The sequence below is a fragment of the Bradyrhizobium sp. dw_411 genome (assembly GCF_018449695.1).
Taxonomy (GTDB): Bacteria; Pseudomonadota; Alphaproteobacteria; order Rhizobiales; family Xanthobacteraceae; genus Bradyrhizobium.
The window spans coordinates 13045-39859 of record NZ_JAAVUY010000015.1; the positions used below are offsets into that span (position 1 = coordinate 13045).

At 61.7% G+C, this 26815-nt stretch carries 25 protein-coding genes; 12 read left to right on the plus strand and 13 right to left on the minus strand.

Features of this window, described 5'->3' with window-relative positions; translation table 11 throughout:
- Nucleotides 1-13 precede the first annotated feature (13 nt).
- Nucleotides 14-1024 (plus strand): YeiH family protein, encoded by a 1011-nt coding sequence (locus HB676_RS23830; protein ID WP_213741080.1) that lies wholly within the window; start codon nucleotides 14-16, stop codon nucleotides 1022-1024.
- Nucleotides 1025-1027: 3 nt separating this feature from the next.
- Complete coding sequence (locus HB676_RS23835) at nucleotides 1028-1906, plus strand: LysR family transcriptional regulator (RefSeq protein ID WP_213740908.1); 879 nt, start codon at nucleotides 1028-1030, stop codon at nucleotides 1904-1906.
- Nucleotides 1907-2116: 210 nt separating this feature from the next.
- On the opposite strand, the gene HB676_RS23840 is transcribed toward HB676_RS23835, so the two are convergent.
- Complete coding sequence (locus HB676_RS23840) at nucleotides 2117-2650, minus strand: hypothetical protein (RefSeq protein WP_213740909.1); 534 nt, start codon at nucleotides 2648-2650, stop codon at nucleotides 2117-2119.
- A gap of 449 nt (nucleotides 2651-3099) precedes the next feature.
- On the opposite strand from HB676_RS23840, the gene HB676_RS23845 reads away from it, so the two are divergent.
- Nucleotides 3100-4341 carry a complex I NDUFA9 subunit family protein gene (locus tag HB676_RS23845; protein ID WP_249780440.1) on the plus strand — a complete coding sequence of 414 codons (1242 nt, stop codon included), beginning with the start codon at nucleotides 3100-3102 and terminating at the stop codon, nucleotides 4339-4341.
- Between the two features lie 53 nt (nucleotides 4342-4394).
- Here HB676_RS23845 and HB676_RS23850 read toward each other — a convergent pair whose 3' ends face one another.
- The 8 genes from HB676_RS23850 to HB676_RS23885 all read right to left on the minus strand — a co-directional run bounded on the left by HB676_RS23850 (nucleotide 4395) and on the right by HB676_RS23885 (nucleotide 12064).
- Entirely contained in the window at nucleotides 4395-5618 is a 1224-nt protein-coding gene (locus tag HB676_RS23850; RefSeq protein WP_213740910.1) for an MFS transporter, read from the minus strand.
- Nucleotides 5618-6508: a 3-deoxy-8-phosphooctulonate synthase gene (kdsA, locus tag HB676_RS23855; protein WP_213740911.1), complete on the minus strand. Its 891-nt coding sequence runs from the start codon at nucleotides 6506-6508 to the stop codon at nucleotides 5618-5620. The genes HB676_RS23850 and kdsA overlap by 1 nt, the downstream gene beginning before the upstream one ends.
- 119 nt (nucleotides 6509-6627) lie before the next feature.
- Entirely contained in the window at nucleotides 6628-7494 is an 867-nt protein-coding gene (locus HB676_RS23860; RefSeq protein ID WP_213740912.1) for a VOC family protein, read from the minus strand.
- Nucleotides 7495-7660: 166 nt separating this feature from the next.
- On the minus strand, nucleotides 7661-7987 hold the full coding sequence (locus HB676_RS23865; RefSeq protein ID WP_213740913.1) for an NIPSNAP family protein: 327 nt from the start codon (nucleotides 7985-7987) through the stop codon (nucleotides 7661-7663).
- 102 nt (nucleotides 7988-8089) lie between these two features.
- A complete protein-coding gene (locus HB676_RS23870) occupies nucleotides 8090-9721 on the minus strand; it encodes a CTP synthase (protein ID WP_213740914.1) in 1632 nt (543 codons plus the stop codon).
- A gap of 182 nt (nucleotides 9722-9903) precedes the next feature.
- Nucleotides 9904-10290, minus strand: a complete 387-nt coding sequence (gene secG, locus HB676_RS23875) for a preprotein translocase subunit SecG (RefSeq protein WP_213740915.1) — start codon at nucleotides 10288-10290, stop codon at nucleotides 9904-9906.
- Between the two features lie 144 nt (nucleotides 10291-10434).
- The gene (gene tpiA / locus HB676_RS23880; protein ID WP_213740916.1) at nucleotides 10435-11193 is read right to left on the minus strand and encodes a triose-phosphate isomerase; all 759 of its coding nucleotides are present in this window, start codon (nucleotides 11191-11193) and stop codon (nucleotides 10435-10437) included.
- 133 nt (nucleotides 11194-11326) lie between these two features.
- Nucleotides 11327-12064 carry a GntR family transcriptional regulator gene (locus HB676_RS23885; RefSeq protein ID WP_213740917.1) on the minus strand — a complete coding sequence of 246 codons (738 nt, stop codon included), beginning with the start codon at nucleotides 12062-12064 and terminating at the stop codon, nucleotides 11327-11329.
- Between the two features lie 181 nt (nucleotides 12065-12245).
- Here HB676_RS23885 and HB676_RS23890 point away from each other — a divergent pair, with 181 nt between their 5' ends.
- From HB676_RS23890 to moaC, 6 genes are all read left to right on the plus strand, one after another.
- Nucleotides 12246-13280: an ABC transporter substrate-binding protein gene (locus HB676_RS23890; RefSeq protein ID WP_213740918.1), complete on the plus strand. Its 1035-nt coding sequence runs from the start codon at nucleotides 12246-12248 to the stop codon at nucleotides 13278-13280.
- Nucleotides 13281-13306: 26 nt separating this feature from the next.
- Entirely contained in the window at nucleotides 13307-14293 is a 987-nt protein-coding gene (locus HB676_RS23895) for a 2-oxoglutarate and iron-dependent oxygenase domain-containing protein (RefSeq protein ID WP_213740919.1), read from the plus strand.
- 262 nt (nucleotides 14294-14555) lie between these two features.
- Entirely contained in the window at nucleotides 14556-16466 is a 1911-nt protein-coding gene (locus HB676_RS23900) for a peptidylprolyl isomerase (RefSeq protein WP_213740920.1), read from the plus strand.
- Nucleotides 16467-16545: 79 nt separating this feature from the next.
- Nucleotides 16546-17568, plus strand: a complete 1023-nt coding sequence (gene trpD / locus HB676_RS23905) for an anthranilate phosphoribosyltransferase (RefSeq protein WP_213740921.1) — start codon at nucleotides 16546-16548, stop codon at nucleotides 17566-17568.
- Between the two features lies 1 nt (nucleotide 17569).
- Nucleotides 17570-18391, plus strand: coding sequence for an indole-3-glycerol phosphate synthase TrpC (gene trpC / locus HB676_RS23910; protein ID WP_213740922.1), 822 nt, complete (start codon nucleotides 17570-17572; stop codon nucleotides 18389-18391).
- Nucleotides 18392-18394: 3 nt separating this feature from the next.
- A complete protein-coding gene (gene moaC, locus HB676_RS23915) occupies nucleotides 18395-18916 on the plus strand; it encodes a cyclic pyranopterin monophosphate synthase MoaC (RefSeq protein ID WP_213740923.1) in 522 nt (173 codons plus the stop codon).
- Between the two features lie 10 nt (nucleotides 18917-18926).
- On the opposite strand, the gene HB676_RS23920 is transcribed toward moaC, so the two are convergent.
- Nucleotides 18927-19091, minus strand: a complete 165-nt coding sequence (locus HB676_RS23920) for a Flp family type IVb pilin (RefSeq protein ID WP_213740924.1) — start codon at nucleotides 19089-19091, stop codon at nucleotides 18927-18929.
- Nucleotides 19092-19428: 337 nt separating this feature from the next.
- On the opposite strand from HB676_RS23920, the gene HB676_RS23925 reads away from it, so the two are divergent.
- Nucleotides 19429-22095, plus strand: a complete 2667-nt coding sequence (locus HB676_RS23925) for an EAL domain-containing protein (RefSeq protein ID WP_213740925.1) — start codon at nucleotides 19429-19431, stop codon at nucleotides 22093-22095.
- Nucleotides 22096-22214: 119 nt separating this feature from the next.
- On the opposite strand, the gene HB676_RS23930 is transcribed toward HB676_RS23925, so the two are convergent.
- The 3 genes from HB676_RS23930 to HB676_RS23940 all read right to left on the minus strand — a co-directional run bounded on the left by HB676_RS23930 (nucleotide 22215) and on the right by HB676_RS23940 (nucleotide 24752).
- On the minus strand, nucleotides 22215-23546 hold the full coding sequence (locus tag HB676_RS23930; RefSeq protein ID WP_213740926.1) for a S41 family peptidase: 1332 nt from the start codon (nucleotides 23544-23546) through the stop codon (nucleotides 22215-22217).
- A gap of 272 nt (nucleotides 23547-23818) precedes the next feature.
- Nucleotides 23819-24067: a cupin domain-containing protein gene (locus HB676_RS23935; RefSeq protein WP_249780441.1), complete on the minus strand. Its 249-nt coding sequence runs from the start codon at nucleotides 24065-24067 to the stop codon at nucleotides 23819-23821.
- A gap of 193 nt (nucleotides 24068-24260) precedes the next feature.
- Nucleotides 24261-24752: a YbhB/YbcL family Raf kinase inhibitor-like protein gene (locus HB676_RS23940; RefSeq protein ID WP_213741082.1), complete on the minus strand. Its 492-nt coding sequence runs from the start codon at nucleotides 24750-24752 to the stop codon at nucleotides 24261-24263.
- A gap of 337 nt (nucleotides 24753-25089) precedes the next feature.
- Here HB676_RS23940 and HB676_RS23945 point away from each other — a divergent pair, with 337 nt between their 5' ends.
- On the plus strand, nucleotides 25090-25497 hold the full coding sequence (locus tag HB676_RS23945) for a putative quinol monooxygenase (protein ID WP_213740928.1): 408 nt from the start codon (nucleotides 25090-25092) through the stop codon (nucleotides 25495-25497).
- Between the two features lie 168 nt (nucleotides 25498-25665).
- On the plus strand, nucleotides 25666-26799 hold the full coding sequence (locus HB676_RS23950) for an alpha-hydroxy acid oxidase (RefSeq protein ID WP_213740929.1): 1134 nt from the start codon (nucleotides 25666-25668) through the stop codon (nucleotides 26797-26799).
- Nucleotides 26800-26815: the final 16 nt, after the last annotated feature.

Sequence of the window (26815 nt, forward strand, 5' to 3'; positions counted from 1 at the left end):
TGCCCCGAACGCCATGTCCGGATCGGGGCACGAACGGGGCAAGGCCGTCCTGACCACCCTGCCCGGCCTGCTGCTGGCATCGGCGGTTGCGGTCTCGGCCTATGGGCTTCGGCACTTGCCGGGACTGGCAACATTCAGCCCGCTGATCCTGGCCATCGTGATCGGCATCGCCTTCCACAATCTCATCGGCACGCCCGCTGTCGCCAAGGCGGGCGTGGTCTTCAGCATGCGACGATTGTTGCGCATCGCCATCATCCTGCTCGGGCTGCAATTGACGATCTCTCAGGTGATCGAGGTCGGTGGCCGCGGCATCGGCATTATCGCCGCCACGCTAATCGCAACCTTCGCCTTTACGGTCTGGATGGGACGCCTGCTCGGCGTCGAGCGCAAACTGGCGCAGTTGATTGCCGCCGGCACTTCGATTTGCGGCGCTTCCGCCGTGATCGCCACCAACACCGTGACCAACGCATCCGATGAAGACGTAGCCTACGCGGTCGCCTGCGTGACCGTGTTCGGATCGGTCGCGATGTTCACCTATCCGCTGCTGCCGGGGCTGCTGCATCTCGATCCCCACGCGTTCGGGCTGTGGAGCGGCGCATCGATCCACGAAATCGCGCAGGTCGTCGCCGCGGCGTTCCAGGACGGCCAAAAGTCCGGCGAGTTCGGCACCATCGCGAAGCTGTCCCGCGTGATGCTGCTGGCGCCCGTCGTGATCACGCTGGGATTGATGGCTCGCGGCACCAGCAAGAGCGAGCAATCATCTGCTCGCCCCCCAATGCCCTGGTTCGTGCTTGGTTTCGTCGCTCTGGTCGGGGTCAACAGCCTGATCACGATTCCGGCCGAAGCGAAAATGTGGATTGTGGCTGTCACCACATTCTTGCTGACGATCGCACTGGCGGCGATGGGGCTGGAGACCGACATCCGCAAGCTGCTCGCCAAGGGTGTTCGGCCTGCGCTTCTCGGCGCCCTCGCCTTCCTCTTCATCGCAAGCTTCAGCCTTGGGCTGATCAAACTCATCGGATAGAGCATGACGCTGGAACAATTGCGCATCTTCATCGCGGTCGCGGAAAAGCAGCACGTCACACAGGCCGCCGGCGAATTGAACCTGACGCAATCCGCCACGAGTGCCGCCATCGCGGCGCTCGAAGCGCGTTACGACATCAAGCTGTTCGACCGCATCGGCCGCGGCATCGTGCTGACCCAGACCGGCCGCGACTTCCTGATCGAGGCCCGTGCGGTGCTGGCGCGCGCCAGGGCCGCCGAGCAGGTTCTCAACGATCTCGCTGGGTTGAAGCGCGGCTCGCTGGCGATTGCCGCCAGCCAGACGGTCGCGAATTACTGGCTGCCGGGCCGGCTTCAGGCCTTTCACGCCGCCTATCCCGGCGTCGATCTCAAGGTCACCATCGCCAATACCGAACTGGTCGCGCGCGCCGTCGCTCAGGGCAGCGCCGATCTCGGTTTTGTGGAAGGCGAAGTCGATGAAGCCTCGCTCTCGGCGAAGAAGATCGACGGCGACACGCTGATCGTCGTCGTCGGCGCCAGGCATCCATGGGTCGACCGCAAGAAAATCGCGGCAAAGGATCTGCTGACGACCGACTGGGTGTTGCGCGAGCCCGGCTCCGGCACGCGCTCGATGTTCGAGTCAGCACTCCGGCATTCCGGCATCAAATTATCCGATCTTCAGATCGCGCTGGAATTGCCCTCCAACGAAGCCGTCCGTACCGCCGTGGAAACCGGCGACACCGCGACCGCGATCTCCGATCTCGTGGTTGCGCCCTCGCTCGCCGCCAAAACCCTGCACCGCGTCAGGTTCGAACTGCCGCGACGCGCTTTCTATGTTTTGCGGCATAGGGAGCGGCATGCCAGCCGCATCGAGCAGGCGTTGCTTAAATCGTTCATGGGTTGAGCAAGCGGCGCAGAGGCGCTGGCGAACGTCCGCTTTGGTGCGCATAACGGACTCAAGACGGACATCGAGCCATGTCTGGAAAGTGCCATGAACGGAAGCTGCCCACGTGATGCGGCTAAAAGAAAAAACTCCCCCATAGCAGCCGTTCACGCATTGTAAACGCGAAAGGTCGGAGACCTTCCGCCGAGTGCCAATTCGGCCCGTTATTACCTAGCGGTTTGCGCCCATCGTAACGCCCGGAGAAGTATAGTTCCAGAGCGCCGTATATGCGGACCGATAGTGCCAAGCCAGAAGAACCAATCCAAGGGCCCATTCGCTACCCCAAACGACGCTGCCGGTGAGCATAAGGTGGAAGAGAAATATTACGCCCACGGACGGCGCAAGCAAAACCAACCCCAATGGCGCAGTCCGGTGAAGGATAAGTGCAAGGCCACCAACGCCGAAAGTAATTCCCATCAATGGGTAGAGAAAGCCGGTGGCGTGCAGGGCTTCATAAAACGCTTTGGCCTCAGGCGTCGGTTGTTGGACGCCTTTGCCGCCGATCCAAAGCGTGCGTCCAATCATCACTGCCGTATAGATGAAATAGCCTCCATACAGCCAGCGCGCGATTCTCCACAGCCAATCGGTGACGGTTGCCATTCCAGGCGCGCGCCGAGTTTCGCCGAACCGAAATATTTGAAAGATCAGTCCGAGCAATGCGACGGCAATGATAAGATGCGGCAGAACCGCAAAGACGATCCTCATGCGCGATCTCCCAGTGACGAATACCGATGATCAATTCCAAGGTCCACCGGATTAGCTTAGGCCAAGTCATTGTCGCGATCCACATCCGGCACGCCGCGATGTCAGACGGTTGCTAGGGGAGCCTCCATGACATCGTGAGAATACCTACAACTCGCGGCGCATAAGACAATTCGAGGAAGCCGTATGATGTTTTACGTACTGCTTCTGCCAAGGATTTTTCTCACGCCTCCTGTTGCTTCGGCGATTCCAATTCTTGACGACAAGTGGAGAGCCGTTCGCGGAGAGCCCGCTCTACCCCCATAAACGGACATCTCCAACCGAGCCGACTGGTCCGTTTCGTGCCAACAGCAGCCTTCGCGGGCTATTTGGTGTAAACGGATACCCGAGGGGCCGTCTGTCCGTTTGGAACGACCGATTGGCCGACGGTAAAGCCAATAGCAGGGTAGACCATGTTGAATCAGTGGCTCATTGACCTCATTGGTCACGTTTCTGGTTTCAGCGAGACACAACTGAGACAAATTGAGAAATCTTTGCCGGCCAGCAGGGCGCTGATCGATCTTGTCTATCGGGCAAAGCCGATGATCGAACAGGCGCAAAAGCTGTATGCAGAAGCCGAGCCGCTGATCCATGAAGCGATGAAAGAGTTGCAGACCGTCGGCCCTGCGGCGCAAATTTTGCTCGATGTTATCGGGCATCATGTCAGCAAAGGTGGTTCACCGGCAGAGGCTGCTGAGACAGTACGCACGGCGCTTAACGGCTCACTCGAGAGCGGCGCCCAGGACCGTCAGATCGATCTGCAAATGGGCCGCGTAACCGTGTTTGGAGGAACCGGCTTTATTGGCCGTCGCATCGTGCGCTATTTGTCCGACTCCGGCGCCACCGTGCGCGTCGCATCGCGGCATCCCGGGCAGGCCGAGGGCGCCCACGTCGAACAAATCGCCGTTGACGCAAATGATGAGCATTCCGTTGAAGACGCTGTTGCAGGTGCCGATGGCGTGGTCAACGCGATCGGCCTGTACGTCGAGCACGGAAGCAGTACATTCCATTCGGTGCACGTCGAAGCAGCCGCCAGGATCGCAAGCGTAGCGCGGCGGGTCGGGACCAAACGGCTGGTTCACCTGTCGGGAATCGGCGCCGACGCGACCTCGCCTTCGCCGTATATTCGCAGTCGCGGTGAGGGCGAGGCAGCCGTGCGGGCCGCATTCCCAGGCTCGGTCATCATCCGCCCGGCGGTGATGTTTGCGTCGGACGACAGCTTTCTCACGACAATTCTCAGGCTGCTTCGGCGCCTGCCGGCTTATCCAATATTCGGCGACGGCAGGACGAAGCTCCAGCCGGCTTACGCGGATGACGTTGCCGTGGCGATTGCACAAGTTCTGCGGCTGAGCAAAAAGCCGTATCCTGTCTACGAACTGGCCGGCCCGCGCGTCTATTCATATGAGGAGTTGTTGCGGACCGTTGCCCGTATTGCAGGATTGCGGCCTGTGCTGATGCGGACTCCGTTTGCCCTATGGGATGCACTTGCCGGCGTCGCTGAAATCCTGCCGCACCCGCCCCTCACCCGCAATCAGGTCGAGCTTATGCAGATCGATACCACGGCCTCAGACAACTTGCCGGGGTTTCGCGTGCTCGGCATTTCGCCGCGATCGCTCGAAGAAGAACTCGAAGCGATGCTCAAGCAAAGCAAATGAGGAACCTCAGCGAGAAGATGGTGACGCCCGACATCCAATATTGCGGCACGATGCTAAGGCTGAACGTCAGGCCGCGCGGCCGCATCCTCCGGCCGCCTTTGCCGCAGCAGCCGTGCGCAGGCGAAGCCGAGCGCGGTGATGATGCACGCGCTGGTCAGCAAAGTCGGCGTCTTTCCGACATGCAGGATGCCGAAGCCGTAGGCGATCGGTCCCACGGTCTGGCCCATGAAGAAGAAAAACGAATGCAGCGACATCGCGGTGGCGCGGGCTTCGACTGAAAGCTCGCTGGCGAACACCTGCAGGCAGCCATGGATGCTGTAGAATGCCCAGCCCATGAACAACAGGCTGATCCCCTGCACTTTCCAACTGGGACCGAACGCGATGACGGCGAGTTGCAGGCCGACCATCGACCCGCCCGCGATCATCATGCCCTTGACGCCAAGCCGCGGCAGAAAGCGCGAAACCGTCAGCGTGTAAAACAGACCGCCGAGCGCAAAACCGGCGATGACGAGCCCGGCAATCGACAGGCTGGTCTCGCCGAGTTCGAACAGGAACGATGCGAGATACGGAAACAATCCCAATACGCAGCAGCCTTCGATGAAGACCGCGGCATAGCAAAACGCGTTCGGGTTGGTGAAAATCGTGTGATAGCCGTGCCGGAGCGCCGACAGATTGGTCCGGGGTGCGCGCTTGAGCGCCGCGCCGCGAAAGCCCGCCGCGACCGCGACCGACGCCACGATCACCAGCACGCCGATCAGCGCCAGCACACCGCGCCAGCCGAGAAAGTCGCCGATCACGCCGGAAAACGAAGCGCCGAGCAGATTGCCGGTCATCGAACCCGCCAGCGTACGCCCGATCGCGACCTGGCGCTTGTCTGGCGCGACGAGGTCACTGACCAAACCGAGTGCCACCGGAAACACACCGCCGGAAGCGATACCGGCGAGGATACGCGACGCGAACAGCATCGAAAACGATGTCGACAGCGCGCCCAAGATGCTCGCTATGCCCAATAGCACCAGGCACACGATCATCAGCCGCGCCTTGCCGAACAGGTCGGCGGCGGCCCCCAGCACGGGCTGGACGATCGCAAAGGTAAAGGCGAATACCGCGACGAAACTTGCAGCGGTCGCGATCGTGATGCCGAAATCGTCGGCGACATGCGGCAGCACCGGATCGAGCGCGCGGGTCGACAGGCTGGCGGCGAAATTCGCCAGTGCGATGATATTGATGGCCGGCGGCATGCGCTGATCGGGCGGCCGCAATACTTTCTGCGGCATCAACGCGCTACATTCTTTTCAGAACCTTGCTTTGCGGAATTTTGGGCAATGTTCTTGGTGATGATGTCGAACGCCATCAGCGTCTGCAACAAGCCTTCGAAATCGCGCAGCGGCACCATGTTGGGGCCATCGGACGGCGCGTGATCGGGATCGGGATGGGTTTCGATGAACACCCCGGCGACGCCGACCGCGACGGCAGCGCGCGCCAGCACCGGCACGAATTCGCGCTCACCGCCCGACGAAGTGCCCTTGCCACCGGGCTGCTGCACCGAATGGGTGGCGTCGAAGATCACAGGCGCGCCGGTCGTGCGCGCCAGGATCGGCAGCGCCCGCATGTCCGACACCAGCGTATTGTAGCCGAACGAAACGCCGCGCTCAGTGACCAGCACGTTGCGATTGCCTGCGCCCGTGATCTTGGCGACGACATTGGCCATGTCCCACGGCGCCAGGAACTGGCCCTTCTTGACGTTGACGACCTTGCCGGTCGCAGCGGCCGCCACGAGCAGATCGGTCTGCCGGCACAGGAACGCCGGGATCTGCAACACATCGACCGCCTGCGCGACCTCGGCGCATTGCGCGACTTCGTGGACGTCGGTCAGCACCGGCAATCCCAGCGACGAGCGGATCTCGGCAAAAATCGGCAGCGCCTGCGCAAGGCCTATGCCGCGCGCGGCGGATACGCTGGTGCGGTTGGCTTTGTCGAACGAGGTCTTGTAGACGAGGCCGATCTTCAGGCGTGCCGCAATCTCTTTCAGTGCGGCCGCCACCTCGAGCCCGTGTGCGCGGCTCTCAAGCTGGCACGGGCCGGCGATGATCGAAATCGGCAGGTCATTGCCGAATTTGACCGATCCGGCGGCGACGACCGGCGCAGCTGAAATAGTGGCGCTCAAGACTTTTCCTTCGTTACGGCGTCCGCAGACCATGCCGTGCAGCGCCGGGAGGATCAACCCTCGCGCGCCTTTTCGCCAAGGGGCGTAGCGGTTTTGGCGCCGAAATACGCGCTAAATATCTATGCGGTCTCGAATATCAGGGTTGCGCCGTGGGCCAGTTCAGGCGGCACCACCAGACGCCCGCCATGGCGCTGCGAGGCGATGCCGTTCTGCCGGTGCAGGGCCTCGGTTTGCGCGGGGTCCGCGACGGCAAACCGCAGCGCGCCGAATACCATCCCCTCGCCTGTCGCGCCGATTGAGGCGCCGAACCGGTCGCGAAATGACGTCGGCTGCAGGATGTCGATATCGCCGTTTTCGGTGTGAGCCGTAACGCCGGACGAACCTGCATCCACCGTGCTGACACCGGTATACGCTTTGATGAAGCCCTGATGACTGGAAGGATTATCGGCCACCAGCACTACGCCGGGCGAGGCCTTGACGCCGTTGGCATGGGTCTGAAATGCCGGATTCCAGAAGTTTTCCGGAAAATGATGCTGGCACACCGCAAAGCCTGTGTCAGGCGAAGCTGCGTCCCGCGCAAAGGCCAGCGAGAACGCCAGCTTCACCGGTGTGCCATCAGGCTTGGTGCCTTCGCGGCCGAAATTGAATACGTCGAAGTCCGAAATTCCCGAGGACTCGAACGCGCGTGCATCCTCGATGGCATTGCTGCTATTGAGGAGCAGCATCGAGAATCCCTCCCGCGCGGCGAGAAAGTCGCGATGGAAGGCGCCGAATGAAAACGAGCGCGCGCCGTGCGGCACGATCTTTTCAGGTTCGGCAACGCTGAGAATCTCGATGAAGCAGTTCTTTAACTGCACAATGCGGTTATGCGTGCCCCATGGATGGCGGTTGCGCGCGCCGACGGTAAAGCCGGCGCTCGCATAGAACGCCGCCGCCGCGTCGAGATCGCGGACGGCGTGCACGATGTGGTCGAGACCGTGGGGCATCCGGGTGACCCGAGCCCTTTCTAGAGCGTTTTCGAGCGAAGTGGATACCGGTTCGCATAGCAATCAAGTTTACGCAGATTGCGTAGACTTATCTGCGTAGAAAACGCGACAAAACAAAAGATTAGAGCCCGGTTCTGATTCAATCAGAACCGGGCTCTAAGGCCGGTCACTTCACCGATGAGAACGAGGTCGGGACCAGCAGTTGATTGACGATATTGCTGACGATCTGGCCGTCTTCCTCGGTTTTCGCACGGCCGGAGATCCAGTCCGGATCGCTCTGGAACGCGGCCCATTTCTTCTCGCGATCGGCCAGTGATTCCCAGGCCAGAAAATAAGTCAATTCCTGGTTGGATTCGCCGACCAGCGTGGTGAAAAAGCCGGCCTGCTTGATGCCGTGCTTTTCCCACAGCTTCAGCGTGAGGGTCTCGAAACGCTTCAACAGCGCCGGCAGGCGGCCTGGCAGGCAACGATAGACACGGGTCTCGTAAATCATCGACATAACTCCCTGATCTGTTCTCTGATCTGCTCTTGCGGGTGCAGGGATCGTTTTGTCGCAACAATCGGCGCGCCCGTCAAAGGCCGCCGATGCATAGCATCAAACCAGCCGCGACTGGACCATCGCGGCCTGAACGAATGAGGCGAACAGCGGGTGCGGTTCAAATGGGCGTGATTTCAATTCGGGATGGAATTGCACGCCGATGAACCAGGGATGGTCCTCATATTCGACGATCTCCGGCAGCACGCCGTCGGGCGACAGGCCGGAAAATCGCAGGCCGTGCTGCTCGAGCCGATCTTTATAGGCGGTGTTGACCTCATAGCGATGACGGTGGCGCTCCGAAATCTCCAGCGCCCCGCCATAGATTTCCGACACCCGGCTGCCGCGCTTGAGGGCTGCGGGATAGGCGCCAAGGCGCATGGTGCCGCCGAGATCGCCCGCCTTGGTGCGCTTCTCAAGCTCATTGCCGCGCAGCCATTCCGTCATCAGGCCGACCAGCGGTTCCGGCGTCGGACCGAACTCGGTCGAATTGGCCTGCTCGATGCCGACCAGATTGCGCGCGGCCTCGATCACCGCCATCTGCATCCCGAAGCAGATACCGAAATACGGCACGTTACGCTCGCGCGCGAATTGGGCCGCGCGGATCTTGCCCTCAGCGCCGCGCTGGCCGAAGCCGCCGGGCACCAGAATGCCGTTGACGTGTTCCAGGAACGGCGCGGGATCCTCGTTCTCGAACACCTCGCTCTCGATCCAGTCGAGATTGACCTTCACCTTGTTGGCAATGCCGCCATGCGACAGCGCCTCGGTCAGCGATTTATACGCATCCTTCATGCCGGTGTACTTGCCGACGATCGCGATCGTCACCGCACCCTCGGGATTGCGCACCCGCTCGTTGATCACGTGCCAGCTTTGCAGCGCGGGGGGAGCCTTCGGCTCGATGCCGAACGCCGCCAGCACTTCGTCGTCGAGGCCGGCGGCGTGATAACCCTCCGGCACTGCATAGATGTTGTCGACGTCGCGCGCCTCGATCACGGCGCTTTCACGCACGTTGCAGAACAGGCCGAGCTTGCGGCGCTCTTCCTTCGGGATCGGGCGGTCGGTACGGCACAGCAGGATATCCGGCTGGATGCCGATCGAACGCAGTTCCTTGACCGAATGCTGGGTCGGTTTTGTCTTCAATTCGCCGGCGCTTGGGATGAACGGCAGCAGCGTCAGATGAATGTAGATGGCGTGGTCGCGCGGCAGATCGTTCTTGATCTGGCGGATCGCCTCGAAGAATGGCAGGCCTTCGATGTCGCCGACGGTGCCGCCGATCTCGCACAGCACGAAATCGAATTCGTCATTGCTGTCGAGGATGAAATCCTTGATCGCGTTGGTGACGTGCGGAATCACCTGGATGGTAGCGCCGAGATAATCGCCGCGCCGCTCCTTGGTCAGAATATCCTGATAGATGCGGCCGGTGGTGATGTTGTCGGCCTTGGTCGCCGGACGCCCGGTGAAGCGCTCATAGTGGCCGAGATCGAGATCGGTCTCCGCACCGTCATCGGTCACGAACACTTCGCCATGCTGGTAGGGCGACATCGTTCCGGGGTCGAGATTGAGATAGGGATCGAGCTTGCGCAGCCGGACCTTGTAGCCACGCGCCTGCAACAGCGCACCGAGTGCCGCCGAAGCCAGACCTTTGCCGAGCGAGGAAACCACGCCGCCGGTGATGAAGATATACCGCGCCATGGGGCTTAACCTTTAAGGCTACCGGCACGATTCGCCAAAACGAATCGCACGCCGCAGCGAACATTTTGCCGGGCTGTGGGTGACTTAGAATTTGAAGTCTTGGAATTTAAAGTATTGTCAGTGTGTTGATAGGGATTGCTGATGCAGGACGGTAGATGCCGTCCATGCATGGCCATCCCGCTTTATTGCGAACGCGGCGCCTGCGGGCCGGATGGCGCAGGCTGATTCTGCTGCTCGTCGGTCTTCTTGAGCGAATCCAGCACGCCGCCGCCACTGGTCGGAGCCAGCGGCTGCGCGCCGCCGCCCGGCTGCGATTGCGTCACGGGATTGATGATCGAACTCGGCTTGCGGTCGTAGCTCGCGAGCCAGGACAGGAACAGGCTGGTCAGGAAGAAGCCCACCGCCAGAACCGCCGTCGTGCGCGTCAACAGATTGGCCGTGCCGCGGCTCGACATGAAGCCGGCGCCGCCACCAACCCCAAGGCCGCCGCCCTCGGATTTTTGCAACAGCACGGTCGCGATCAAGGTCGCGACGATCATCAGATGGATTACGATAACGACGGTCTGCATCTCTACCTTCCGTCGCAAACCAAACGCGCCGGTAGCCGGCAGCATCTTAGGGCTTGCGGTGTTTTGAGTTGCGCGGTGTTACACGATCGGATGGGGGATTGTCACCCCCGGGACGTGGTCATGCCTGCGCTATCAAGCCGTTAGTTAGGGGCAATCGGCCGCAATCGCAAGAAAGTCTGATGCTTTCAGGCTGGCGCCACCGATCAGGGCCCCGTTGACGTTGGCAACCGCCATCAATTCCGCGGCGTTAGAGGGTTTTACGGAACCGCCGTAGAGGATGCGCATACTGGCCCCCTCGCCGCTAAACCGAGTCATCAGGGTTTGCCGTATAAACTTATGAATTTGCTCGACATCTCCGGCCGTTGGCGTGAGACCGGTTCCGATCGCCCAGACCGGCTCGTAGGCCACCACAAGCTTGGCCGCGGTGGCGCCGTCCGGGAGTGATCCCTTGAGCTGGCTGCCGCAAATATCGAGGGTTTGCCCGGCATCGCGCTGAGCCTGGGTCTCGCCGATGCAGACAATGGCCAAAAGGCCCGCGCGCCACGCCGCCTCGGCCTTTTGCCGGACCAGCGCATCGTTCTCGCCGTGGTCGGCCCGCCGCTCGGAATGGCCGACGATCACGGCGCTGGCGCCGGCATCGGCCAGCATTTCGGCCGAAATATCCCCGGTATGGGCGCCCGATGCCTTGGGGTGGCAATCCTGCCCCCCGACCGCAAGGGCTTTTGAGCCACGCGCTTTGTCGGCAAAGGCCGTGATCAGCGTCACCGGCGGGCAAACCAAGAGGTCCGCCTTGCTCGTAACCCTGGACGCGCCTGCCAGCATCGCCTCAAACTCGGCCATGGACGCCTTGAGGCCGTTCATTTTCCAGTTGCCGGCGATCAGCGGCCGATGGGTATTGGTCATGTCGAATTCCCTGAGATTTGGCTCAATCAAGCGCTAGCAGAGCCGGCACACCCCCGCCAGATACTCGCCACGGGAGCCCCCGGAGAACCTAACCACTTCATTTGGACAATTCTCGGGTCCGTCCTCTCCCTCCTTACAGCCGCTCACGCAGTTGCCGCACGATCTGAGCCGTTGAATCGTCGATATGCCCGCAGAGGATTTGAGTTGCGGTTTTCGCATCGCGCGTCAGCGCCGCGTCGACCAGTGCCTGCTCCTGCTGCCGGCCGGCGCGCGTTGAACCCGCATTGAGGATGACCAACCGGCGGTAGCGGTCGAACTGGCAAACCAATAGCCAGTCGAAATGCAACAGCCAGGGCGACGGACAAGCCGCGATCAACGACTGATGGAAATTGCGATGCCGCCGCTCCCATTCATAGGTCGGCTCGTTGAGCTTCGAATTCGGACGATAGGTCGCTTCGAGTTTCCGCAACTGATGATAGTCGGCGATCAGGCGGCCTTCCCACGCGTCGTCGCCGGCCTTGATCGATCGCTCGAGCGCAAGACTTTCGATGCGCCGACGGTTTTCCGCAACATCGATGAATTCAGCGACCGACATCGGCGCCACGCGGAACCCGCGGTTGCTCTCGTTCGCAACCAGACCATCCGCGGTCAGCCGCGACAGGGCTTCGCGCAGCGGAGAGGCCCCGACACCGTAGCGGCGGCTGAGATCCTGCACGCGCAGCTTTTCCGAGGCGGCAAGCGTACCGCTGACGATATCGTCACGCAGCCGCTGCAACACATGCTCGGTCAGCGTTGGCGCTGACACGGCGGGATCGACCGCCATCGGCTTCGGTGGCTCGGGCTTTGCCCGTGCGCGTGATTGAACTTTCATCAGGTCGCTCGCTTCGACGGCAATGCAAGAACTCTCCTATACGCCTTCCATTCCCGGCCGCGAACTAAAATCCGATGATAATCGATAAAATTGACTTTATCGATAAAACTTGTTTTGTCGGCACGTGGATTGCATAACTTGCAGCGCACGCAAATCTAGCGCGCCCGCGAGGGAGTTGATTATGAGATCGATCACACGACGCTCCGTCATTGCGGGCACGGCCATGCTCCCGTTTGTCGCGCGAGCGCGCGCGGCGCCGCCGACGAAGATCCGCTTCACGCTCGATTGGAAATACCAGGGCGTTCACGCATGGTTTTATGTGGCGCGCGACAAGGGCTATTTCAGCGACGAAGGGCTCGAGGTCGTTATCGACCAGGGCGAAGGATCGGCAGCAACGATATCCCGTATCATGACCGGCAATTATGAAGCCGGGTTCGGCGACATCAATGCCCTGATCGCAGCCGCCGCGCAGAAGCCCGAGCAGGCGCCGCGCATGGTCTACGAAATGTACAATCGCGGACCGTCCGTGGTGGTGACGCGCGCCGACGGGCCGATCAAGACGCTCAGGGATCTTGCAGGCCGCACGGTCGGAGCCCCCGCAGGCAGCGCATCCGCGCGGCTCCTGCCGCTTTTGGCACGCATCAACGGCATCGACTACGACAAGATCGAAAAGCAGAACGTCGCGGCGAACCTGCAAGAGCAGATGCTGATCACGTCGAAGCTCGACGGCATACTCGGCTTCAACTACTCGATCTACGTCAATCTGATGCAGGCGAAGTTCGATCCGGACAAGGATGCGCGCTGGTTCAGTTATTCGGATTTCGGCCTTGATCTCTACTCCAACGGCGTGATGGCCTCCCAATCATTCATCAAGAACAATCCGGACGCGGTGCGCGGCCTCGTCCGCGCCATCCATCGCGGCTTCAAGGCAACGATCGCCGACGTCGACGGCGCCATCAAGTCGATGTTGGCGGTCGAACCGTTGCTGAACACGAATGTCGAGAAGCAACGCCTCGACTACACGCTGCGCCACGTCATGGGGACACCCTGGACCAACGCAAACGGCTTTGGCGGCGTCGATCCTGCAAAGCTGGAAACGTCGATCAAGGCCGTGGTCGAGGGCTACCAGTTGCCGCGCACGCCTGCGCCGGGCGAGGTGTTCGATCCGGCCTTCCTCGCCCCGGCCGGTGAACGCCATCTCGCTCTGCCCGGCTAAAGCCGCCCACTCAATCAGGTGACATTATGAGCATACCGGAAATCGACATCGCGGGCTTTCTCGGCAACGATCCGATCGCCACGCGCCGCATCTACGATCAGGTCAACGAGGCCTTAAGAGAGGTTGGGTTCTTCACCGTCGTCGGACATGGCATCGACCAACAGATCACGTCCACCCTGTCGAAAACCGCAAAGACGTTCTTCGACCTGCCGGACGCGGACAAGCAGCGCTGCAGCAACCCCCGTGGCAGCATCAGTCGCGGATATGTCGGGGTCGGTCAGGAGAATCTCGGGCGCACGCATAACGGTGCCGCACTGGTCGATATCAAGGAACAGCTTGCCTTCGGCCGCTTCGACGTGCCGGCTACGCCATACTACCAGCAGGCGTTCGCCGCGACCGCGTTCGAGCCGAATATCCTGCCCGACCGGCCGCCGGGCTTCGCGGACAACATCCGGCTCTATTATCAGTGCATGGAGAATTTGAGCAGAAGCCTGCTGCAAATCTTCGCCGGCGCCTTGAATGTCGAGCGGGATTTCTTCGCCGAGTTCTTCGACAAGCATACGAGCGTGATGCGCATCATCAACTATCCCGATCAGAGTGGCATGCGCGTCGATGCGGCACAGACGCGGTCGGGTGCCCACACCGACTATGGCGCCCTGACCATCCTGCTCGCCGAGAAGGCGCTCGGCGGATTACAGGTCAAGTTGCGCAATGGCGGCTGGGTCGACGTCGAACCGCAGCCGGGCGCGTTCATCATCAATATCGGCGACTTGATGGCGATGTGGACCAACGATCAGTGGGTGTCCAACATTCATCGCGTCAGCAATCCGCCGGCTGCTCCGGGTCAGTCGACCCGCCGGCTGTCGGTCGCGTACTTCGCGCACGCCAACTACGACGCCCTGATCCGCTGCATCCCGACCTGCCTGTCGGTGAGCGAAGGCGCCAGGCATGTGCCAGTGCTCGCCGGCGAACATCGCGCCTCGAAGGTCAAGATGTCGCAACAGGTCGCATGACCTTCGCGCCGGGATTGTCCTAAAATCGGCCTTAAGGCGGCGGGCAAGACGCCCGCCATGCGAACCGCCCGGATACGGATGGGATCCCTTCCAAGCCAAAAGCGCGCCCCGGAGCAGGCTTGCGGCGGGGGCCATCGGCAAGTTAGATCGTGCCGAGACCGGAAAATAGAACATCTATTCCGCGCCTTCGGCTGAGGCGCGGGCTAAAATCCGGAAAAGCCAATAAAATCAGCCCCTTAATTATTAGATAGAAGACGGACCCATGCTTCGAGGAATGCGCAAGGCCTCATCAAACTGGCTCGGCAAAATCATTATGGCCACGGTGATGGGCGTATTGATCATCAGTTTCGGTGTCTGGGGCATCGCCGATATCTTCAGAGGGTTCGGACAATCGACGCTGGCCAAGGTCGGCTGGACCGAGATTTCGACCGATCAATTCCGCCAGATCTATACCGACCGGCTGCAGCAGATCGGCCGCCAGTTCGGCCGCCCGTTGACCGCGGATCAGGCCCGCGCCTTCGGGCTCGATCGGCAAGTGCTGCAGCAGACCATTGCCGAAGCGGCACTGGATGAGGAAGCGCGGCAGTTGCGTCTTGGCCAGTCCAACGACGAAACCATGCGCATGATCACCACCGATCCCAATTTCCAGGGCGTCAACGGTGCTTTCGACCCGAACCGCTTCCAGCAAGCCATTCGGCAATTCGGATTCAGCGAACAGCGCTATATCGCCGAGCAGCGCAAGGTGTCGCTGCGGCGCCAGATCGCTGGCTCGGTTTCATCGGGCCTTGAGCCACCGAAAGTCCTGATCGACGCCCTCACCCGGTTTGCCAACGAACAGCGCAGCATCGACTACGTCAAACTGGACGCTGCCCAGGCCGGAACGATCGATCCGCCGTCGCCGGAAGCGCTGGCCGGCTATTTCGAAGACCATAAAGTCCAGTTCCGCGCGCCCGAATATCGCAAGATTTCCTTTGTCGCGATCAATCCGGAAGATATCGGCAAATGGTCGGAAGTCTCCGACGAGGATGCCCGCAAGGCCTTCGAGCAACGCCGCGACCGGCTTGGCACGCCGGAGCGCCGGCAATTGTCGCAGATCATGTTTCCGAACGCCGACGAGGCCACCGCCGCTCGCAGCCGCATCGCGTCCGGAACCTCATTCGAGGACCTGGCCAAGGAGCGCGGCCTTACGCCGTCCGACATCGACCTCGGTGTGATCGCCAAATCGGCGATAGGCGATTCCGCGATTGCGGACGCGGCGTTCTCGCTGCCATCAGGCGAAGTCAGCCAGCCGGCGCAAGGCCGGTTCGGCGTCGCGCTGCTCAAGGTTGGCAAGATCGAACCCGGGGTCGAGCCGGACTATGCGACCAGCGCTGCCGATCTCAAAAAGGAGATTGCGGTCGAGCGCGCGCGCACCAAAGTCGCGGAACTGCGTGACAAGATGGAAGACGAACGCGGTGGCGGCGCCAGCGTGATCGAAGCCGCGCAGAAACTGGGCCTCACCGCCGTCACGGTCGACGCCGTCGATCGCTCCGGCCGCCTGCCCACCGGCCAGCCGGTACCCAACATTCCCCGCGGCCTCGAAATCATAGCACCCGCCTTCTCCAGCGATGTCGGCGTCGACAACGACCCGATCCAGTACAATGGCGGCTATGTCTGGTACGACGTGCTCGGCATCACGCCATCGCGCGAACGCACGCTTGACGAGGTCAAGGACCAGGTCGAGACCAGATGGCGCGACGACCAGATCATCAGCCGGTTGCGCACCAAGGCGACCGAGATGGTCACCAAACTCGATCAGGGCGGCAAGCTTGCCGATGAAGCCGCAGCGGCGGGACTGAAGGTCGAAACCGCCAGCGGCCTCAAGCGCGATGCCTCCGCGCCCGGGGTGCCCGCTGCCGTCGTCGCCGCGGCGTTTCGCACCGCCAAGGACGGCGTCGGACAAACCCCCGATGCCAGCGCCAATGCGTGGATCGTGTTCCGGGTGACCGATGTCAGCGTTCCCCCGGTCGATCCGCTCTCGGACGACCTGAAGAAATTGAAGGATACCGTTCTGCGCGCGCAGACCGATGAACAGCTCGCGCAATACATCACGAAGCTTGAATCGCAGATCGGCACCAACATCAATGAGGAAGCCTTCGCCCTGGCCACCGGCGCGAATACCAGCAACAACTGAGCACATCTGCGTGGTTCGAGACGGCGCGAAAGCGCCTCTCGCCATGAAATGTTGATCTGCCTGGATTTGAAAGTACGTGATGGACAATCTCAAATCTATCATCGGCAAGGTCGCGACCGGCGCGACGCTGTCCAGCGCCGAGTCGGCAGCGGCCTTCGACAGCATGATGTCCGGCGAGGCTACCCCCTCGCAGATGGGCGGCTTGCTGATGGCGCTGCGGGTGCGCGGCGAAACCGTCGATGAGATCACCGGCGCGGTATCCGCGGTGCGCGCCAAGATGCTGCGCGTCAAGGCGCCTGCCGACGCCGTCGATGTCGTCGGCACCGGTGGCGACGGCTCCGGCTCGGTCAATGTGTCGACCTGTGCCTCCTTCATTGTCGCGGGCGCCGGCGTGCCCGTCGCCAAGCACGGCAATCGCGCGCTCTCGTCGCGTTCAGGCGCGGCCGACGTGCTGTCGTCGCTCGGGGTCAAGATCGACATCACGCCCGATCAAGTCGGCCGCTGTGTCACCGAGGCGGGCATCGGCTTCATGTTTGCGCCGTCGCATCACCCGGCCTGGAAGAATGTCGGCCCGACCCGGGTCGAACTGGCGACACGGACAATTTTCAATTTGCTGGGGCCGCTGTCCAATCCGGCCGGGGTCAAGCGGCAGATGGTCGGCGTATTTTCGCGGCAATGGGTGCTGCCGCTGGCGCAGGTGCTCAAGAATCTCGGCGCGGAATCCGCATGGGTCGTGCACGGCTCCGACGGACTCGATGAAATCACCCTCACCGGCCCAACCTTTGTCGCCGCGCTCGATAATGGAAATATCCGCACTTTCGATGTCGCGCCCGAAGAAGCCGGCCTGAAGCGTGTCAGCGGCGATGGACTGAAAGGCGGCGATGCCAATGCCAACGCGGTCGCGCTGCAAGGCGTTCTCGACGGCAAGCCCAGCGCTTACCGCGATGTCGCGCTGCTCAACGCCGCAGCCGCGCTGATCGTGGCCGGCAAGGCCGCCAATTTGAAGGAAGGCGTCGCGCTCGGCACCCAATCGCTCGACAGCGGGGCTGCGGCGGCGCGGCTGAAGCAGTTGATCGCGGTCTCCAACGATCGGCGAGCCTGACGTGTCGGATATCCTGACCAAAATCGAAGCCTACAAGCGCGACGAGATCGCCGCCGCCAAGCGCGCGCATCCGCTCTCGAGCCTCGAGGCCAAGGCCAAGGCGGCATCCGCGCCCCGCGGCTTTGTCCGCGCGATCCGCCAAAAACTCGCGCACGGCGAATATGCGCTGATTGCCGAGGTGAAAAAGGCTTCACCGTCCAAGGGATTGATCCGCGCCGATTTCGATCCGCCCGCGCTGGCGAAGGCCTACGAAGCCGGCGGCGCGGCGTGCCTGTCGGTGCTGACGGACACGCCATCGTTTCAGGGCCACCTCGATTTCATGGTGGCGGCGCGCGCCGCCACCGCCTTGCCGGTGCTGCGCAAGGATTTCATCTACGACACCTATCAGGTGGTCGAGGCCCGCGCCCACGGCGCCGATTGCATCCTGATCATCATGGCGGCGCTCGACGACGCCGCGGCCATGGATATCGAGCAGGCGGCCATCGCGCACGGCATGGACGTCCTGATCGAAATCCATGACCGCAGCGAACTCGAACGTGCCTTGAAGCTTCGTTCGCCGATGATCGGCGTCAACAACCGCAATCTGCGCACCTTCGAAACCACGCTGGCGACCAGCGAGGCGTTGGCGCCGTTGGTCCCAAGGGATCGCCTGATGGTCGGCGAGAGCGGAATCTTCCAGCCCGCGGACCTCGCGCGGCTGGCGAATGTGGGCATGTCGACGTTCCTGGTTGGCGAAAGCCTGATGCGGCAGGCCGATGTGACGGCGGCGACCCGCGCTTTGCTCGCGCGCGGCAACAGCGACAGCGCGACCGGGACGCGCTGACGCATGGCGCGCAACTCATCCAAAGGAAAACTTGCATCCAAAAGCAAACCCGCCCTCACCCATATCGATAGCAAGGGCGATGCGCGGATGGTGGATGTCTCCGCCAAGCCCGCGACGGAACGGACTGCAGTGGCCGAAGGCCGCGTCGTCATGAGCAAGGCCACGCTCGCGCTGATCGTTTCCGGCAACGCCAAAAAGGGCGATGTGCTCGGCACCGCGCGCGTCGCCGGCATCATGGCGGCCAAGCGCACTTCCGAGCTTATTCCGCTGTGCCATCCGCTCGCTTTGTCAAAAGTCACGCTGGACATCGCGACGGACGCCAAGCTGCCCGGCTGCATCGTCCGCGCCGCGGTCAAGGTCACCGGCCCGACCGGCGTCGAGATGGAAGCGCTGACCGCGGTATCGGTCGCATGTCTCACGATCTACGACATGATCAAGGCAGTCGAGCGCGGCGTGCGCATCGAAGGCATTCATCTGGTCGAGAAGATTGGCGGCAAGTCCGGGCATTATCGCGCCGCGGATTGAACCCGGGCGGCTATTTCAGCGAACTGTTGATCGTCGTGAACTTGGCATTGAGCTTGGTGCCGAGCCCGTTCACGGCGGCGATAATCGCAAGCGAGATGCCGGCTGCGATCAATCCATATTCGATCGCGGTTGCGCCTCGCTCGTCGGCGAGAAAATCCTTCAGTAATTTTGTCATTGCTAACGCCTCGGCTTCGCATTCAGGGGACACGGCCAAGAATTCGCAAATCGCGTGCCAGAGCCGTCCTGAATGCCGTCAGTGCGTTAGATGGTTAAGTTTCCTTTGATCAAACGCGCACCGGGAATCCAATGCCGATCGAATCCGGTCCCACCGGCAAATGATGCCGCGACCATCGGCGCTTAACCCGGCATTAACCCAAATTCCTAACGCCGTTTCCACATCGGTAAAGTAGTCGTGTGCAGCCGGGGCGAAGCAAGCTGTTCGGCGTTCCACCTTCTCTGTTCAGCCATTTCAATCAAGCCTTCTCAATTCAGCTTTGGCAGCGATCCAGATCATGACCGCAGACGGCACCGCTTCTTTCAACATCAAGGCATTCTTTCGCACAGGTCCGATCCGCTGGCTCGTTGTCGGCGGCGTTTTCCTGATTGTGGCGATCACGATCGGCACCACGATCATGGCCGACAATTTTCGCGAACGCGCGCTGAACAGCCGGGAACGCGAACTCGAAAACACCGTATTGTTGCTGACTCGTCAATTCGATCAGCATCTCGAAGATTTCACGATCGTCGAAAAGGACATTGCCTCGCAAATCCTGTCAGCCGGAATTACGCCCGATACGCTCAGGGCGAATTTGGCGACCCAGGAATGGCACGAAATGCTGAAGGCAAAAGTCGGCTCCTATACTGACATGGCCGGCGTCCACGTGTTCGATGCCAACGGCAGGCTGGTCAATTCGTCCGATGTCTGGCCGGCTCCGGATGTTTCCATCACCGACCGGTCCTCCTTCAAGATATTCAAATCGGGCGCACCGACCTCGCCGATTTTGATCGAACTGGCTCCGGCCCGCTTCGGCGAAGGCTGGGCTGTGATCCTCGCCCAGAAGGTGGTCGGACAGAAAGGCGAATTTGTCGGCGTCATCACACGAGGCATCGCGCCGGCCAGTTTCGAGAAGTTTTTCGAATCCATGGCGCTCGGCGAAGGTGCCGCGATCACAATGTACCTTCGCGACGGCACCCTGCTGGCGCGCTATCCGCATATCGAGCCGCTGATCGGCCGGAACTTCAAAAGCGGCGTCATTCATCAGCAGATCTTCGCCAAGTCAGACCATGGCACGACGCGCCTCTCCAGTCCGATGGACGGTCTCGACCGGCTGGCGGCCGCGCGTACGCTGACGAAATTCCCGGTTTCGATCATTGCAACAACGACGATCGCGGCGGCGCTAGAAGACTGGCGCGAGCAAACCCGATCGCTGATCGCGATCGCCGGTCTGTTCGTGATCGTGATAGCCGCCGTGCTGTTTCTCGTCGTGCGCAAACTATCGACACAGCATCAGATGGAAAAGCAGCGTCTGGACACTGCGATCAACAATATGAGGCAGGGCCTGCTGCTGTTCGATTCCTCGCAGCGGCTCGTGGTCTGCAACCAGCGCTATATCGATATGTACGGCCTGTCGGCCGAGGTCCTCAAACCCGGCCTTACCTTCCACGAAGTTATTTCCCATCGCAGGGATACCGGATCATTCCTCGGCGATGTCGACGAATACTGCGCGCACGTGCTGCGGGAAATCCCGCATCGAAATTCCATGACGATCGAAACCACGGACGGCCGCTGCGTTCACATCATCAACGAGCCGTTGGCCGATGGCGGATGGGTGGCGACCCACGAGGACATCACCGAGCGCAAGCACGCCGAGGAGCGCATCACCCATCTGGCGCATTATGACGCACTGACCGATCTGCCGAACCGCGCGCTGTTTCGCGAACGGCTGAAAAAGGAGCTGACCGAGATCGTCCCGGGCCAGCAATTGGCGGTGCTGTATATCGACATCGACGAATTCAAGAGCGTCAACGATTCGCTCGGACACATGATCGGGGATGAACTGCTGAAATCGGTCGCCAACACCTTCCGCCGCTGCATCGGCGGTGCCGACTTCGTCGCCCGGCTCGGCGGTGATGAATTCGCCATCGTTATGACCGCCGTCAAGACCGAAGCCGACGTCACGGACCTCGTCGAGCGGGCTCTCGATGCGATCCGCGCACCTTACGAATGCCTCGGTCACCAGGTCGCCACCGATGCCAGCATCGGCATCGCAATGGCCCCGCAGCTCGGCGCAGACCTCGATCAAATCCTCAAGAACGCGGATATGGCGATGTATGCGGCCAAGGCGGCCGGGCGGCGTACCTATCGTTTCTTCGAGCCGGCCATGGACGCGCAGGTGAAGGCCCGCCGCATCCTTGAGATGGATCTGCGCCAGGCGATCGCCGACGAAGCGCTCGAGGTTTACTATCAGCCCTGCGTCGGCCTTCAGGGCAACAAGATCAACGGCTGCGAGGCACTGGTGCGCTGGCGGCATCCCGAACGCGGCATGATCTCGCCCGTCGAATTCATCCCGATCGCGGAAGAGACCGGCCTGATCAACCAGCTCGGCGAATGGGTGCTGGCCACCGCGTGCGCGGAAGCCACCAAATGGCCCGACGATACCAGGCTCGCGGTCAACGTCTCGCCGGTTCAATTTCGCAGCGGCACGCTGGCCTTGAAGGTGGTCGCGGCGCTGTCGGCATCCGGTCTTGCGGCCCACCGGCTGGAACTTGAGATCACCGAAGCCGTGCTGATCCGCGATGACGACGCCGCGCTGGAGATTCTGCATCAGCTTCGCGCCATCGGCGTGCGGATCGCGCTCGACGATTTCGGCACCGGCTACTCCTCGCTGAGCTATCTGCAGCGTTTCCCGTTCGACAAGATCAAGATCGATCGCTGCTTCGTCACCGACATCACCGAGGCCAGCGGATCGTCCGGCATCGTGCGGGCCGTGGTGAACATCGCCGCCGAGCGGCACATGACGACCACGGCGGAGGGCGTCGAAACGATCGAGCAGCAGGAATTGCTGCGCTCGCTCGGATGCACGGAGATGCAGGGTTACCTGTTCAGCCCGCCGAAGCCGGCCGCCGAGATCAGGCCGTTGCTGTTCGGACACCGCCCCAGACCCGTAGCCGTGGCCTAGAATCCCGTTGAAGCGTTTTCTTCACACGAACCGGTATCCGCTTCGCTCGAAAGCCGATCGGAGCGGCCTCGCCGCCCCGATCGTGTTCATTCCCGTCGCATCAAGAATCGGTTCGGAGATCAGTTCGGAACCGCCGTCTTCGACGCCGGCACGCCGGCATTGACGGTGACGCCGCGCAGCAGATTGTAGGCCGCACCCAGCGCCTTGTCGTCTTTCTCGACCGGCGGCACATAAGATTGCGAACCGGTCTGTTCGGCGCCCTCGGCTGACAAGTGACCGCGCATCGAGGCCTCACCCTTGGTCTCCGAACGGGTCTTGAACTCGTCAGGCACCTCCTGCAGCACTTCGATATCGGGCGCGACACCCTTGGCCTGGATCGATCGGCCGGATGGCGTGAAATAGCGCGCGGTGGTGAGCGCCAGGGCGCCATTGCCGGCGCCGAGCGGAATGATCGTCTGCACCGAGCCTTTGCCGAACGAGCGGGTGCCGATCAGGGTCGCGCGCTTGTGGTCATGCAGCGCTCCGGCCACGATCTCCGAAGCCGAAGCAGATCCGCCGTTGATCAGCACCACGAGCGGCTTGCCCTTGATGAGATCCCCGCCCCGCGCCGTGAAGCGCTGGGTTTCCTCCGGCGTGCGACCCCGCGTCGAGACCACCTCGCCCCGCGTCATGAACGCGCTCGAAACCGACACCGCCTGATCGAGCAATCCGCCCGGATTGTTCCGGAGGTCGACGACATAGCCGGCCAGACTGTCGGACGGAACCTGTTTCGAGATGTCACTGATCGCGCTCTTCAGTTCATCGGTGGTCTGTTCGTTGAACGAGCTGATCCGGATATAGCCGATATTGCCGCCATCGACATGATGGCTGACCGGCTTCACGCGAATGGTTTCACGCACGATCGAAACCACGATCGGCTCGTCCTTGCCTTTGCGGATGATCGTCAGCTTGGTCTTGGTATTGATCGGCCCCTTCATCTTGTTCACGGCCTGCTCGAGCGTGAGGCCCTGAACCGCCTCGTCGTCGATCTGGGTAACAAGATCGCCCGACAGGATGCCGGCCTTCGAGGCCGGCGTGTCGTCCATCGGCGCGACCACCTTGATCAGGCCGTCCTCCATCGTGACCTCGATGCCGAGCCCGCCGAACTCGCCATGAGTCGTCTCCTGCATCTCACGCCAGGCGCTGTCGTTCATGTAGCGCGAATGCGGATCGAGCGAGGTGATCATGCCGTTGATCGCGCCTTCGACCAGCTTGGCATCGTCGGGCTTCTCGACGTAGTCGCTCTTGACGCGCTCGAACACTTCGCCAAACAGATTGAGCTGCGAATAGGTGTCGGCATTGGCCGCAGCCTTGGCTGCCGCGACCCATTGCGAACCCTGCGGCCCGGTGACGAGAAGGGTCAGGCAGATGCCGGCTGCGGAGCCCAGGAAAAACATCGAATTCTTGCGCATGGTTGGCAAACCTTCTCGCTGTCAGTTGCGGCCCGCCTCGGGCCAAAAAAATCGCTCGCACGTCCGTCCGGCCAGAAGCTCACAACACCTTTCGGGTATCATTGAGGCCGCTTGAGATGACCCGGACGCCGAGCCAACGGCCGAACCACGGCGGAACATCGCCGAACGCATCGGTACATCACAAAAGGATATACGCGCTCTACTGCAGCGGGAAAGCCGGAATCCCGCTCATAACCAATTTGTAATCGACGGCCGGCCCGCTTTGTCCTGCTTTACGGCTGCCTGGAATCCATCAGCACGAACAGAATGCGGCACATCTCGGTTCCGTGATTGACCCAGGCGTGATTGGTCGCCTGCTGCACGATGGTATCGCCGGGCTTGAGATGAACCACGGTGTCGTCGAGCATCATGTCGATCTCTCCCGACAGGACGACGGCATAATCGACGCTGCGGGTACGATGCATCAACGGATGCGTCACCGGAACGCCGCGCGCCGGCGCCACCGGGCCAACCGTCTTCATCAGAAAGCCGGGTTCCATCTTCGCTTCGGTCGCGCGCCAAATATCTTCGCGCAGAGTGTTTTGCGGATCATCATCAAACTCCCTTGTCGGCGATGAAAGCTGATCTTGATGCCAGCACGTGCCGAGGCAGCAAAGATGACAGCAGCCGCACCGGCCGGTCAATGTCGCCTGTTCTTCGCAGGTCTCCTGAACGTCAGTGGCCGAAGACACCCGTCAGCGTCGTCTTCGCAAGGGTATGGAAGTGCAGATCGAAGCCGACCATCGCGGCCGATGCATTGTGATTTTTGGCGAATGGCAGTTTGTCGACATCCACCGCAAAGACCGTGATCTGATACCGATGCGGCTTGTCGCCGGCCGGTGGGCACGGGCCGCCATAACCGTCGGTGCCCAGATCAGTCCGGCTCTGAATGGCCCCTTTAGGCATCAGCTTCTTCTTCACGTTCCCGGCGCCCTTCGGAAACGAAGTCGTGGCGGCCGGAATGTTGAACACGACCCAGTGCCAGAAACCGCTGCCGGTCGGCGCATCCGGATCAAACATGCTGACCGCGAAGCCCTTGGTGCCCGCCGGCGCCCCGCTCCAGCTCAGGGCAGGCGAAACGTTGCCGCCGCTGCAGCCGAAACCATTCAGCGCCTGTTCGTTGCCAATCGTCGCGCCTTCGGTGATGTCGGGGCTGGTCAAGATCATGCTCTGCGCATTCGCCGCGCCCGCGTCTGACAAGCCGATCCCAAGCGCCGCGATCCAGAACGCAAATCTCGATACCGCAAATCTCGTCATCGGGGATATCGTCATGGCCGCACTCCCTATCGATGTGTTATTAATTATGCTCGCCTTTTGCGGGTGCCAGCCATAGCAAATTTTGAGATGCCGGGTAAGCCCAGGGAAGCAGCCCGGCGAAGACTTACCCGGACCTGCGCAATCGGTTATGGATAGTGCCAAGGCGCAAAGCCGGTTCGCCACGTGGCGGGTTGGCTGGCGCTTGCCACCGGAAATAATTCCGGGGCCATCAGGGGAGGATCGTCGAATGTCCAAATCAGTCTGGGTGCCAACTGCCGCGATCGCGTTGCTGGCTGCATGCGCCATCCTGTTGCCGGCGCCGGGCCAGCGCGTCGCGGCGCAATCTGCCGGGATGTTTGTCAATGCCGTGGATCTCGATATCGTCCCGGCCGAGCGGGAAAAGTTCCTCGCCGCTCTTACCGAAAACGGCAAGGCCGCGGTCACCGAGCCGGGCTGCCGCCGCTTCGATATTCTCAACCTCAACAGCGATCCGAACCACTTCCTGCTGTATGAAGTCTATGACAACGAAGCGGCGTTTCAGGCCCACCGCGTCACCGAGCATTTCAAGAAATATGCGGCCACCACCGGCGCCATGGTCGCCAAGCGCGACGCGCGGCAGATGAAGGTAACCGCGACCAACGCGCAAGCCAAATAACGGGGCCGATAAGCACTAAGGAAGCCCCAATAACGCCAGTCATGCATCAGCCGGCCCTACGGTTGCCGGCTGGGCATTTCTCGATTACGGCCGGATGCGCTTACTTAGCGCATCTTTGCGGGACCGCTCCCGAGAGAAGAGCCGTCCGATATTCCCTGGGAGAACAAGATGAACGAAGCGACCCGCATCCAGCCGGCATCGTCCGAGCTCGGCGCCAGCCCCGAAGAGTTCCAGAACCTTCACGAGTTCGTGCGCAAGGCCCGCGCCAATCTCAACCAGAATGCCTGGGACTACATCGTCGGCGCCACCGAGACCGAAACCACCATGCGCCGCAACCGCATGGCGCTGGACGAGATCGCATTCCGGCCGCGGGTGCTGCGCAACGTCGCCAAGGTCGATCCGTCTGCCGAAGTATTTGGCCGCAAATTGCGCCTGCCGGTGATGATGGCGCCGGTCGGCGCGCTCGAGATCTTCGATCCGCAAGGCAGTGCGGCCAGCGTCGCGCGCGGCGCCGGAAGGTTCGGTGCGGCTCATATGCTGAGCTCGGTGTCCGAACCCGGCCTCGAAAAGGTCGCCGAAGCCGCGCCCGATGCGCTGCGGATCTATCAGCTCTATGCCCGCGGCGACGATGCCTTTGTCGAGGATCGCGTCAGCCGCGCCATTGCGAGCGGCTACACTGCATTCTGTCTCACCGTCGATACCGCGCATTACAGCCGCCGCGAACGCGATATCGCCAAGCGCTACGTTCGTGAAAGCCGCTTGCGCGCCACCGGCGGCGACTTCCAGAAGGGGCTGGAATGGCGGACCGTCAAATTGATCAAGGACAAGTACAAGATCCCGCTGGTCATCAAGGGTATCGCCACTGCCGAAGACACCGCGATCGCACTCGATCACGGAGTCGACTGGATCTACGTGTCGAACCACGGCGGACGCCAGCTCGATCATGGCCGGGGCTCGATGCATGTGCTGCCCGAGATCGTCGCCGCGGCGGCCGGCCGCGCCAAGATCATGGTCGACGGCTCGTTCTGCCGCGGCACCGACATCGTCAAGGCGATCACGATGGGCGCCGATCTCGTCGGCATCGGCCGCCTGCAATGCTGGGCGCTGGCGGCCGGCGGTGAAAAGGGAATCGTGCGGATGCTGGAAATTCTCGAGGACGAAGTGATCCGCTGTCTCGGCCTGCTCGGCGTCACGCGCTTCGCCGATCTCGACAAATCCTATCTGCATCCGGCCACGCCGACCAACCTGCCCCATGTCCTCAGCGCGTTCCCGCTCGTGGACATCGAGCCGTACCGGTATTGAGGAGTTGGGTCAGAGA